The sequence below is a fragment of the Streptomyces sp. NPDC006450 genome (assembly GCF_040612195.1).
Lineage (GTDB): Bacteria > Actinomycetota > Actinomycetes > Streptomycetales > Streptomycetaceae > Streptomyces.
Genome location: NZ_JBEXPT010000001.1, coordinates 19161 through 31397 on the forward strand (window position 1 = coordinate 19161; position 12237 = coordinate 31397).

The following is a 12237-nucleotide window of genomic DNA, read 5'->3' on the forward strand; positions in this document are numbered from 1 at the left end:
GTCATCGACCACAGGTGGACGGATGGCGGCCGTCCGGGAGCGCACGCCGACCGTGCTCCCGGCCGCACCCCACCGGTTGTGGCGGTACGAACGGCTAGGCTCGCGCCCAGACCGACGCCGTACCGCCGCAACCGGGAGACACCCACGATGGCCAAGAAGCGCCCCGCCGCGAAGTCCGCAAAGCCGCAGCTCCACAACGGGGAGATCCCGGTGGTGGGCGCTCGCGAGCCCTGCCCCTGCGGATCCGGGCGCCGCTACAAGGCCTGCCACGGCGCGGCCGCCGCGCATGCCGTCACCGAGCACGTGGCCCGTCCGTTCGAGGGCCTGCCCGGCGAGTGCGACTGGGTGGCGCTGCGCGAGCTCGTCCCCGCCGCCACCGTGCCGCTCACCCTCAAGGGCGGACTGCCCGAGGGCGTCCCCTCCGTCACGCTGGTGACCGTACTCCCGCTGGCCTCGCCGGCACTGCGCCGCGAGGACGGCTCCGTCCTGCTCGGCCTGCAGAACGACTCGACCTCCGGCGACCTCTCCCGGGACATGGCCGACACCCTGGAGCGCGCGCTCGTGGCCGAGCCCGGCACCGTCGTCGCGGCCCGCCGGGTTCCGGCCGAGGGTCCGCGACTTCAGGATCTCCTGTCCGTGGACGGCGGTTTCGAGCCGGTTGTCCACAGCGGGTTCGAATTCTGGATTCCGGAAGCGGAGAGCGCCCAGAACGCCTCCCCGGAGATCGCCGCCTCCCTGGAGCGCGCCAACGCGGCCGCCATCCCGACCGTCAAGCTGACCGGCGTGGATGCCGCCTACTGGTGCGAGACCCCCGACAAGAACCACCTGCGCTGGGTCATGCCGCACCCCGAGGAGAAGCTGCTCGACGCCCTCGCACGGCTGTCCGCCGCGGGCACGTCCTCGCTCGGCGAGGGCACCAAGCTCGTCGGCTCCTTCCGCGCCCACGGCCTGATGGTCCCCGTCTGGGACCTGCCGACCGGAGTCTCGGCCGAGGACGTGGAGAAGCCCGCGGCCGAGTTCGCGGAGCGGCTCGCCACCGCCCTCGCGACGGACGCGCCGCTGACCGCGGAGGAGCGCCGGGCCCGCGGTGGCCTCACCAACCGCCAGGTCACGCTCAGCTGACCGGGTGGCCGGCCCGTTCGCGGGCCGGCCACGAGGGCCCACGGGAGGGTCACCGGGAGGGGCTCAGGGGCGTCACCGGTGACCGGTCACCGGTGATCGGTGTCACAACTCCCGCTAATCGCCTGCAAATCGGTGTCCGAATATCAGAGATCGAATTTGCGAACAGGCGATCTCTTGTTACCGTTCTTGTAGCCCGGTCGCTGGTGCATCCCCCGTCGCCAGCGACCGGGCCCTTGATTTTTGTGACGCTCAACCGTCACTCGGTACCGGTGAGTTACTCCCGGACCGCAGGAGCAGGGCCCCTTCATCATCCGGAACTGCAAATTCCGCTACGGCCGAGTAGTCCTCCGGATCCCCTGACGACTCCTCCCTCGGCGTTTCGCACAGCCCGGGTTCGTCGCCCGCGCCGACCGCACAGCGGATCTGCACCGTGCGCCCCGCCGGACCCATCACCGTGAGCACCGCGTCGAGCGCGCGGCCGCTGGTGTTCCGGTAGTAGCTGCGCCCCCACGTCCGGCCGTCCCCCGAGAGGATGCACGTCTGCGCCTCCACCCCCTGGGGGGAGGACAGTTCGGGTCCACAGCGGGCGTCCGTACGCGGCTGCTCGGCCGGCCCCGGTCGGGCCGGCGCCCCGGCGGAGGCCGGTGTACGGGACCGGCCGGAGGCGGAACTCGCTCCCGTACCGCCCGATGGGGCCGAGCCCTCGGAATCCGCGGAGTCGGACGCCCCCGGGTCACCCTTGTGCGGGTGACCGAGGCCGAAAGTGGAGAGCAGCCCTCCGCCCTTTCCATCGCTCTGACCGGCGAAATCCGGCCCGGCGATCGCTCCCGCCAACGGGAGCGACAAGATGATCAACACACCGGCGCCGATACCGATCAGGCGGAGATTCATTCGCCGAAGATAGCGATGCGGGAATGGGGCACGGAGATCCCCGCGCCCAATTCCCTTGGAAACTCGTCCCGCTGGCACCCGTACGAGTGATCCGCCGACGCGCAGACGTCAGCGCACGGGGGTCAGTACGCGAGCCGGCTCCCGCCGCCCGAGGCCCCGCTGCTCGCCTCCACGAGCGCGTCCACGACCGCCTCCACCTCCGGCAGCCAGATCTCCCCGGCCCCCGCGGGCTCACGCTCCCACCGCACCTGGCCTCCCCCGACCGCGGAAGAAGGCGGCAGCAGCAAGTAGCCGCCCTCGCCGTGGAAACGCAGCGAGGAGGGCACGTGGTCCTTGGCGTAGAGGATCTCCCCGAGCCGCTCCAGCGAGTACGGCGCGACGAGCAGCGACCACCGCGTGGGCGTGGCCACGATCGGCCCGAGCCTCATCCCCTCGGAGTCCAGCCGTACGACGGCACGCGCGGCCGCCGCGGCGGGCAGGCTCACCGCGCAGGGCGCACTCCCGCCGGTGGCCAGCAGGATCGGGGCACCCGCCCGGTTGGCCCACCACCACGACACCATCCGGGGCTCGGTGGTGGCCGCGAGCAGCCCGGGATCGAAGGGGTGCGCGCCGGGTACGACGCAATCGGAGTCGGGACAGGCGCACCGGGAGGTGTCCACGGCGGAGCGTCCGACGCCCGGCAGCACGGGCCAGTGCCAGGTGACGGCGCAGGTCAGCGCCGCGTCGAGGAGAGTCGGCGCATCACCCTGCGGCGGGGCTGGGCGCAGGGATTGCAAGCGATTGCGGAGCCGCTGGAGACGCCTTCCGAGGATCTCGCGCATGAGCGCTCGTTCCTTTCCGTTGAACGTCGAGGGCCACATCACACCATGTAAGCGGTGGTTCACCACACGTACAGGTTTCGCGTCACTGTCCGCCTGAAGCAGGTTCACACGGTTCGTGCAGTCTTCTTACGGGTCCATGGAACGTCCGTCGGGGGCGCTACGCGACCCGGGACCGCGCGGGGGACGGCTGTCGTCGATGGGGACGACGGGCCGTGCCCGACGGTTCCCGGCGGGCACCGGGCTGCGCCAACTCTCCCCGGGTACAACGGATTACGTACCCGGGCTGGCCGACGGACTCGCCCAGTCGACCGCAAAAACCGTCCGCTTCCCGCTTTTTCCGGCCAAGTTCTAGCCCTGACCGAACAGTGAGTTGCCGCCCCACGGACACCAGGATTCCCACCTGGGCAATGCTGGACATCGCTCCTCGTGTGCGTGTAGATGTGGATTCATTGATAGCGGCGCAGCATGATCTGGGGGTTTGCGATGCTATATGGCGAATCGCACCAGCTGGAAAGGCGGACGCCATGAGCGCCCCGCATCTGCCGAAAGTGGCTGGAATCGATCCAGCTGTCACAGCGTCCCCGCACACTGTGGCGCCCACACCGGCGCCCACGGCCGTGTCCACTTCGACGAGCCCGCGAGCGGTCCACACACCGGCGCAGGTCCCCGCCGCGAGCTCGGTCATCCAGGACCGTCTCGCGGGCATGGTCTCCGACCTCACCACCCTCCACGAGCTCACCGAGCGGCTCGCCCGCGCCGCTGACCTCACCGCCTCCCTCCAGGAGTTCCTGCGGGCGGGCGCGGCCCTCGTCGGCGCCCGTCGCGGCCTGATCGTCCTGGAGCCCTCCGACGGACTCGGCCCCACCACCACGATCGGCCTCGGGCTCGGCCACGCCGACCTCGGACACATCGAGACGGTGCCGCGCAGCGCCACCTCGTACGGCCGCATCCTCGACGGCCTGCCCGACGCCAACGGCGGCTCGGAGGTCCTGCCCGAGCCCGGCACGCCCGCCGGACCCGGCGGCGACGGGTACACGACCTCCGTCGACCCCCGCCACCGCGAGGTCGCCGCCCGCCTGGGCTACGCCGCCAGCTACGCGCTGCCGCTGACCGCCGAGGCCACCGGCCGGCTCGGCGCGGCCGTCTGGCTCTACGACGAACAGGCCGAGCCCAGCGACCGCCAGCGCGACCTGGCCGGGCTGTACGTGCGGCACGCCGCCGAGCACCTGGCCCGGATGCTGGAGGTGGAGCGCGCCCGCTCCAGCCTGGCCACCGTCGCCGAGGAACTGCTGCCCAGCCGTCTCCCCCGGATCCCCGGCGTACAGCTCGCCGCCCGGCACCACACCGGGCCGCGCGGTGGAGGCGACTGGTACGACGCGCTGCCGCTGCCGGAGGGCGCCCTCGGGCTGGCCGTGGGCTCCGTCACCGGCTCGGGACCGAGCGCCGTGGCCGCGATGGGGCGGCTGCGCGCCTCGCTGCGGGCGTACGCCGTGATGGAGGGCGAGGACCCCGTCGCCGTCCTGTCGGACCTGGAACTGCTGCTGCGCCTGACCGAGCCCGCACGCTCGGCGACCGCGCTCTTCGCCTACTGCGAGCCGGCCGGGGGCCAGGCGGGCGACCCGGCGGGCAGCCGGGGGCGCAAGCTCATCCTGGCCGGGGCCGGGCACACACCGCCGCTGCTGATCGGCGAGCGGCGCACCGAGTACGTGGAGACCACCCTCTCCGCGCCGCTCGGAATGCTGTCCTGCTGGGAGGCTCCGAGCGTGGAGATCGAGCCCGCACCCGGAGAAACGGTGCTGCTGTACACGGACGGGCTGCTCCGGCGTACCGGGGACCCGATGGACCGGGCGTACGCGCGGCTGCACGCCGCCGCCGCGGGGATCCCCCGTAGCGCCCGCGAGGACCCGGCCGCCATCTGCGACCACATCCTGCGGACGGTGCTGCCGGACGGCGACGCGGACGGGCCCGCCTCCCCGGCGGACGCCTCCGAGGACATCGTGCTGCTCGCGGCGCGGTTCGAATGACGAGCAGGCGAGGGGCGGGGCGTGTGGGGTGTGGGGTGTGGGGTGTGACCGAGTTTGGCGGATTTGTCACACGGCCCGTCGGTTGGCGTCCGCTCACACATACGATGGATGAGGTCCATACCCGGTCCGTGTCCGTCGTACTGAGGAGAAGACGTGGCTGACGAGCTCACCCCGGAGACCCCGGAAGAAGAGCAGCCCAAGAAGAAGCACAAGCAGCGCAAGAACGGGCTGTACCCGGGTGTCAGCGAAGAGCTCGCGGCGAGCATGCGCACGGGCTGGGCAGACACCGAGCTGCGCGGACTGGAGCCGATCGCCCAGGCCGCGCACACCGCCGCCCGCCGCTCCGCGCTGTCCCGGCGCTTCCCCGGTGAGCGCCTCGTCGTCCCCGCCGGGCGGCTCAAGACGCGCTCGAACGACACCGAGTACCCCTTCCGCGCCTCGACCGAGTACGCGTACCTGACCGGCGACCAGACCGAGAACGGCGTCCTGGTCATGGAGCCCGCGGGGGAGACCGGCCACCAGGCCACCGTCTACCTGCTGCCCCGCTCCGACCGCGAGAACGGCGAGTTCTGGCTCTCCGGCAGCGGTGAGCTGTGGGTCGGCCGCCGCCACTCCCTCACGGAGGCCGAGCAGCTCCTGGGCATCCCGGCCAAGGACGTCCGCAAGCTCCCCGAGGAGCTGGCCGAGGCCGAGGGCCCGGTCCGCAGCGTCCGCGGCCACGACTCCGTCATCGAGACCGCCCTGACCGACAAGGTCACCAAGGAGCGCGACGAGGAGCTGCGCGTCTACCTCTCCGAGGCCCGCGCCGTGAAGGACGCGTTCGAGATCGGCGAGCTGCAGAAGGCCGTCGACTCCACCGTCCGCGGCTTCGAGGACGTCGTGAAGGTGCTCGACAAGGCCGAGGCCACCTCCGAGCGCTACATCGAGGGCACCTTCTTCCTGCGCGCTCGCGTCGAGGGCAACGACGTCGGCTACGGCTCCATCTGCGCCGCCGGCCCGCACGCCTGCACCCTGCACTGGGTCCGCAACGACGGCGACGTCCGCTCCGGCGACCTGCTGCTGCTCGACGCCGGTGTGGAGACCCACTCCCTCTACACCGCCGACGTCACGCGCACGCTGCCGATCAGCGGCACGTACACCGACATCCAGCGCAAGATCTACGACGCGGTCTACGAGTCCCAGGAAGCCGGCATCGCCGCCGTCCAGCCGGGCGCGAAGTTCCGCGACTTCCACGACGCCTCCCAGCACGTGCTCGCCGAGAAGCTCGTCGAGTGGGGCCTGCTGGAGGGCCCGGTCGAGCGTGTCCTGGAGCTCGGTCTGCAGCGCCGCTGGACCCTGCACGGCACCGGCCACATGCTCGGCATGGACGTCCACGACTGCGCCGCCGCGCGCACCGAGGCGTACGTCGACGGCACGCTGGAGCCGGGCATGTGCCTGACCGTCGAGCCCGGTCTGTACTTCCAGGCCGACGACCTGACCGTGCCCGAGGAGTACCGCGGCATCGGCGTCCGGATCGAGGACGACATCCTCGTCACCGAGGACGGCAACCGGAACCTGTCGGCCGGGCTGCCCCGCACCTCGGTCGAGGTCGAGGCGTGGATGGCGCGGCTCAAGGGCTGACGCCACCGCTCGTACGCGCCGATGGGCGGGACCCTCAACGGGTTCCGCCCATCGGCGCGTCTACGACACCTTCAGGAGGGAGTCGTCCCGCCACTTCAGCATCTTGTCGAAGCTGACCACGGCGCCGCGGCCCGGCCGGTTGCGGAAGCGGACGTGGTCGGCGAGCTCCTCGATCAGGTGCAGTCCCCGGCCGTGCTCGGCCAGGGCCGGTCTGCGGCGGGCCACCGTCGCGGGCGGGAACCCCGGGCCCGAGTCGCTCACCTCGATGCGGCAGCGGTCGCCGTCCAGATAGGCCGTGACGTGGTACGCCCCGGTCCCGTCCGGGGATCCGCCGCCCTGGGCCGCGTCGTCCGGGTGCGCCCCGTCGTCCGTGTATCCGAAGCGCGGGACCGGTTCGCGGCCACCGTGCTCCACCGCGTTCGCGCACGCCTCGCTCAGCGCCACCGACAGGTCGAAGGAGATGTCCGGGTCCACCCCCGCGGTCTCCATCGTCCCCAACAGCAGTCGCCTCGCGAGGGGCACACTCGCTGCTTCGCGCCTCAAGTGGAGAGACCACCAGATGCTCATACGGTTACGTATTGCCGCCCGGGGCCGGAGCTAAGCCCCCGAGGGCCCACAGAGCCCTCGTTCGGCCGATGCGGCGCTCCCGGCCGGCGGTGTATGCGGCGCGGGTGGGGGAGCGTTCGGGGGAGCGCTCGGGTGCGCGTGCACCGACGCACGCCGGCATCCGTGCGCGGGAATGCCAACCGGCTGTCGCACCTGCCGTATGCGGCGCCTAAGGCCAGTGCGATGATGGCCCGGCCATGACTGCCCCCCACGCGACGCAGGCCGGACCCGGCCTCAGGCTGATCCGGGCCGCGGTGTTCACCGCGGTCTGTGTCGTGCTGTCCGCGGTGGGGCACGCGCTGGCCTCCTGCGCGACGGTGCCCTGGTGGTCCCTCGGCGCCGGCTTCCTCGCCGTCTTCGCGGTGGCGGCCCCCCTCGCGGGACGCCGCCGCTCACTGCCCGGCATCGCCGCCGCACTGGCCGGCGGACAGCTCGCGCTGCACACGGTGTTCGGCCTCGGCCAGCACAACGCCCCGGCGGGCGGCGGCACCTCCTCGGAGACCTCGCTCGCGGCGCTGGCCGCCCAACTGGTGTGCGGCGGCAACTCCGTCCCGATCCGCCCGGCGGACGCCCGGCGGATCCTGGAGAGCGCCGGACTGGACCCGGACGCCGTGGCCGCGCAGGCCGAGGCGCAGGCGCACGTGGCCCACGCCCACATGGGCCAGGGCCTCGTGGAGCCGGCCACCGGACTGGTCGGGCTGCTCAGCCCGGCCATGCTGATCGGGCACCTGCTGGCCGCGCTCGCCGTCGGCTGGCTGCTCGGGCGCGGCGACGCCGCGCTGTTCCGCCTCCTCGAACTGTCGAGGCTCTCCACCGCAGCCGGACCGGTGCGCCCGCTGCGGGCCGCACTGGCCTACGTACGAGCCCTCGGCGCGGGCCTTGCGGTCCGGCCTGCCCGTGCACCGCGGGCAGCGGGCGCCGGGACCGGCTCCGGGCTCTGCACGGGCCGGGACGCCCTCCAGCACACGGTGATCAGGCGCGGGCCGCCCACGGCATTCGCCCTCGCAGCCTGAAGCGGCACCTCTCCTCCCCGGAACTCACGACGGGAGCACCGGTGCCGCGAACTCCGTGCGCGCCGCGCGCGGAGCCACCGTCACCACAGCTTCCGTGGAGTGTTTCTGCCATGAAGACCTCTCGCGTCTCCTTCGCCGCCGCCCTCGCCACCGGTTCCGTGCTCCTCCTCTCCGGCACCGCCTTCGCCCACGTCGGCGTACAGCCCGGCGAGGCCACCAAGGGCGGCTACGCGACGATCAACTTCAAGGTCCCCAACGAGCGCGACGGCGCCTCGACGACCCAGCTGGAAGTCAACTTCCCCGTCGACCAGCCGCTGTCCTCGGTCATGCCGCAGGACGTTCCCGGCTGGACCGTGAACGTGGAGAAGAGCAAGCTCGACAAGCCGCTCACCGTGCACGGCAAGCAGATCAACGAGGCCGTCACCAAGGTGACCTGGTCGGGCGGCAAGATCGAGCCCGGCAAGTTCCAGCAGTTCCCGCTGTCCGTCGGCAAGTTGCCCGACAGCACGGACAAGATGGTCTTCAAGGCGATCCAGACCTACGACAACGGCGAGATCGTCCGCTGGATCGAAGAGCCCAAGGAAGGCGCCGCGGAGCCGCAGAACCCGGCGCCCGTCCTGAAGCTGATCGCCGCCCCGGCCGGTGGCGACCACCACGACGCCGCCACGAAGACGGACGGCGACAAGAACGGCGCCGCCGCCGGTCACAAGGACGGCCAGGACGGTCAGGACGGTCACGACACGGCCGCCGCCAAGAGCGGCTCCGACACGACCGCGCGGGCCCTCGGCATCGCCGGCATCGTCATCGGGCTCGGCGGCGTGGCCTTCGGCGTCGCCTCGCGCCGCCGCAGCGCCTGATCTCCTGACCTGCCGATCCCGCGCAGCCGGCCGGTCGTCCGGACCGGCCGGGCTCGCGGATCCACCCGTACCACCCCCGATCCCAGGGACTTTCCCCATGCGCACCACACGTGTGACGCTCGCCGCCCTCGTGGCGGCGGCCGCCCTCACCCTCACCGCCTGCGGTGGCGACCCGGCCAAGACCGGCCAGGTCACCCAGATCAGCGAGAGCCAGGCGAAAGCCGGCGCCGCCACCGTGCTCGACCGCCCCTTCGACAAGCCGGACGTCGTCCTCACGGACACCACCGGCAAGCCGTGGAACCTGCGCGAGCAGACCAAGGGCAAGCCGACGCTCATCTACTTCGGCTACACCCTCTGCCCCGACGTGTGCCCCCTGACGATGAGCAACATCGCCGTCGCCAAGAAGGCACTCCCCAAGGCCGACCAGGACGAGCTCCAGGTCGTCTTCATCACCACCGACCCGGAACGGGACACTCCCGAATCCCTCGGCTCGTGGCTCAAGGCCCAGGACCCGGCATTCACCGGACTGACCGGGGACTTCGCCACCATCCAGGCCGCCGCACGCACGCTCGGCATCGGTATCGAGGCCGCCAAGAAGGATGCCGCCGGCAACGTCGTCTCCATGCACGGCGCCCAGGTCATCGCCTTCTCGCCCAAGACCGACGAGGGATACCTCCTCTACGGCGAGAGCACCACCGTCGATGACTACACCAAGGACCTGCCGAAGGTCGTCAAGGGAGAGAACCCGTGAACGCCCGCACCACCCGCACCCTCGCCGCCGCCCTCTCCCTGACGGCCGCGCTCGCCATATCCGGCTGCTCCTCGGACTCCGGGTCCGCTTCCGGTGACGCCCCGAAGCTGACGGTCAGCGGCGGCTACATGCCGCAGCCCGTGAACGACAAGATGGCCGGCGCGTTCATGGTCATCAAGAACGACTCCGAGACGGCCGACAAGCTGACCGGCGCCACGAGCACGCTCTCCGACGATCTGCAGATCCACGAGACCAAGGATCAGAAGATGCAGCAGGTGCAGTCCATGGACGTGCCCGCGAACGGCGAGCTGAAGCTGGCGCGCGGCGGCAGCCACGTCATGTTCATGGGGCTCAAGAACACCCCCAAGGTCGGCGACAAGGTCACCGTCGAACTGCGCTTCGAGAAGTCCGGCCCGGTCAAGGTCGAGCTGGACGTCAAGGAGCGGACGTACAAGGCTCCGACATCCACCGATGGCACCGCCCACTGACGGACCGAGGGACTGACACGCCATGACGGCCACCGCCCCGCCCCCATCCACGGCCCGCGTCCGTGCCACGGCACTCCTGCCGCGGCTCATGCTGGTCCTCGCCGCTCTGCTGGCAGCGTTCTTCGCCGCTGCCGCGCCGGCCTCGGCACACGCCGCGCTGACCGCGAGCGACCCCACGGACGGGGCGGTGGTCGCCACGGCGCCCGCCCAGATCACCCTTTCCTTCTCTGAGGGGGTCGCCATGAACGGCGACTCCATCCGCGTCCTGGATCCCCAGGGCAAGCGCGTCGACACCGGCGAACTGCGCGACCTCTGCAGCGGGAGCCTCATCCGCTACGGCACCGCCCTGCGCCCGGGGCTGCCCGACGGCACCTACACCGTCGCCTGGCAGGCCATATCCGCGGACAGCCACCCGATCTCCGGCGCCTTCACCTTCTCCATCGGAGCCCCCTCCGAGACCGCCGTCTCACTTCCCTCGCGGACGGCCGGCGACGGGCCCGTCGCCGTCGCCTACGGCATCGCGCGCTACGTGGCCTACGCCGGGTTCGCCGTACTCGTCGGCGCCGCCGCCTTCATCCTCCTGTGCTGGCGCCGGGGCGCCGCACAGCGGCCGATGCAGAAGCTGGTCGTGCGGGCCTGGGTCGCGCTGACCGTGGCCACCCTGGTGATGCTGCTGCTCCGCAACCCGTACACCGGGTCGGGGAACTTCGCCGACGCCTTCGACCTGGCCGGGCTGAAGGCCGTCCTGGAGACCAAGTCCGGGGCCTCGCTCGTCTCGCGGCTGCTCCTCCTCGGCGCCGCCGCACTGTTCATCACCGTTCTGTTCGGGTCCTACGCCCGGCGCCACGCGTCGGACGGCTCGGACGGCTCGGACGGCTCCGCCCCCTCCGAAGTCTCCGAAGTCTCCGAAGAGGACGCCAAGGGGGAGAGCGACCTCGTCTTCGGGCTCGGCATCGGCGGTACCGTCGTCGCCGGCGGCATCGCCGCGACCTGGGCGCTGTCGGAGCACGCCTCCACCGGTATCCAGCCCGCCCTCGCCATGCCCGTCGACATCCTGCACCTGCTGGCCGTCGCCACGTGGCTCGGCGGACTCACCGCACTGCTCGTCGCACTCCACAAGGTCCCCGGGATCGAGCGCACGGCCATCCGGCGCTTCTCCACCGTCGCCTTCACCAGCGTTCTCGTCCTGGCCGGCACCGGCACCTACCAGGCCTGGCGCCAGGTGGGCAGTTGGTCCGCACTGACCGGGACCGATTACGGCCGGCTGCTGCTCCTCAAGATCGGCCTCGTCGCCCTCGTCGTCGCCATCGCCTACACCTCCCGGAAGTGGACCTCGCGGCTGGCTGGAGACCGGAGCGAGGCCGAGGCCGAGGTCGCGGGCAAAGTCGAGGGCAAGGTCGAGGTCGCGGGGGAAGGGGAACGCGCCTGCGATGTTTCACGTGAAACATCGCCCGTGACCGCAGCCTCCGACCCCCGGCGCGCCGCACAACTCGCCCGCCAGAGTGCCGCCCGGCGCACCGCTCGGGAGAAGCGGGCGCGCGACGCCGACCCGGACCGCGCCGGCCTGCGGCGGTCCGTCCTCGCCGAGGCGGGCGTCGCCGTGGTCCTGCTGGCCGTGACCACCATCCTCACCAGCACCGAGCCCGGCCGGGCCGCGGAGCTGGAGGCGGGTCGTGGCTCCACCGCCACCGCCGTTCCCGACCGCGCGGTCAAGGTCACGCTGCCCTTCGACACCGGCGGTCAGAACGGCAAGGGCTCGGTCCGGCTCCAGCTGGATCCGGGCCGCGTCGGTGCGAACACGCTCCACGTGTGGGCCGAGACCCCTGACGGCAAGCCGCTCGACCTGCCCGAACTCAAGGTGTCGTTCACCTTGGAGGCCAAGGAGATCGGTCCGCTTCCGGTCCTCCCCGAGCGCGCCGCCCCCGGGCATTGGACCGCATCGGGCGTCCAGCTTCCGCTGGCCGGCGACTGGCGGATCGACGTGACCATCCGCACCTCCGACATCGACCAGACGACCGTCCAGAAGAACGTGAAGATCGGCTGA

The 12237-nt window shown here is 71.8% G+C and carries 11 protein-coding genes; 9 read left to right on the plus strand and 2 right to left on the minus strand.

Translation table 11 applies throughout. The features are described 5' to 3' along the window. Positions 1–147 precede the first annotated feature (147 nt). Positions 148–1122 (plus strand): DUF5926 family protein, encoded by a 975-nt coding sequence (locus ABZY57_RS00100; protein ID WP_356506529.1) that lies wholly within the window; start codon positions 148–150, stop codon positions 1120–1122. Between the two features lie 747 nt (positions 1123–1869). After that, positions 1870–2103, plus strand: coding sequence for a hypothetical protein (locus ABZY57_RS00105; RefSeq protein WP_356506531.1), 234 nt, complete (start codon positions 1870–1872; stop codon positions 2101–2103). A gap of 32 nt (positions 2104–2135) precedes the next feature. On the opposite strand, the gene ABZY57_RS00110 is transcribed toward ABZY57_RS00105, so the two are convergent. Then, complete coding sequence (locus ABZY57_RS00110) at positions 2136–2834, minus strand: bifunctional DNA primase/polymerase (RefSeq protein WP_356506533.1); 699 nt, start codon at positions 2832–2834, stop codon at positions 2136–2138. A 407-nt stretch (positions 2835–3241) separates the two neighbouring features. On the opposite strand from ABZY57_RS00110, the gene ABZY57_RS00115 reads away from it, so the two are divergent. Further along, on the plus strand, positions 3242–4858 hold the full coding sequence (locus tag ABZY57_RS00115) for a PP2C family protein-serine/threonine phosphatase (RefSeq protein WP_356506535.1): 1617 nt from the start codon (positions 3242–3244) through the stop codon (positions 4856–4858). Positions 4859–5011: 153 nt separating this feature from the next. Continuing rightward, complete coding sequence (locus ABZY57_RS00120; protein WP_356506536.1) at positions 5012–6478, plus strand: aminopeptidase P family protein; 1467 nt, start codon at positions 5012–5014, stop codon at positions 6476–6478. Between the two features lie 60 nt (positions 6479–6538). Here ABZY57_RS00120 and ABZY57_RS00125 read toward each other — a convergent pair whose 3' ends face one another. Beyond that, positions 6539–7045, minus strand: coding sequence for an ATP-binding protein (locus tag ABZY57_RS00125; RefSeq protein WP_356506538.1), 507 nt, complete (start codon positions 7043–7045; stop codon positions 6539–6541). Positions 7046–7281: 236 nt separating this feature from the next. Between ABZY57_RS00125 and ABZY57_RS00130 the strand changes: the two genes are divergently transcribed. The 5 genes from ABZY57_RS00130 (at position 7282) to ABZY57_RS00150 (ending at position 12237) form a co-directional block, all read left to right on the plus strand. Then, positions 7282–8097, plus strand: a complete 816-nt coding sequence (locus tag ABZY57_RS00130) for a hypothetical protein (protein WP_356506540.1) — start codon at positions 7282–7284, stop codon at positions 8095–8097. Between the two features lie 110 nt (positions 8098–8207). Then, positions 8208–8954 (plus strand): YcnI family protein, encoded by a 747-nt coding sequence (locus ABZY57_RS00135; protein WP_356506542.1) that lies wholly within the window; start codon positions 8208–8210, stop codon positions 8952–8954. 97 nt (positions 8955–9051) lie between these two features. Further along, positions 9052–9705: an SCO family protein gene (locus ABZY57_RS00140; RefSeq protein ID WP_356506544.1), complete on the plus strand. Its 654-nt coding sequence runs from the start codon at positions 9052–9054 to the stop codon at positions 9703–9705. Next, positions 9702–10193, plus strand: a complete 492-nt coding sequence (locus tag ABZY57_RS00145) for a copper chaperone PCu(A)C (RefSeq protein WP_356506545.1) — start codon at positions 9702–9704, stop codon at positions 10191–10193. Before ABZY57_RS00140 ends, ABZY57_RS00145 begins: the two co-directional genes overlap by 4 nt. Positions 10194–10215: 22 nt before the next feature. Then, positions 10216–12237 carry a copper resistance protein CopC gene (locus tag ABZY57_RS00150; RefSeq protein ID WP_356506547.1) on the plus strand — a complete coding sequence of 674 codons (2022 nt, stop codon included), beginning with the start codon at positions 10216–10218 and terminating at the stop codon, positions 12235–12237.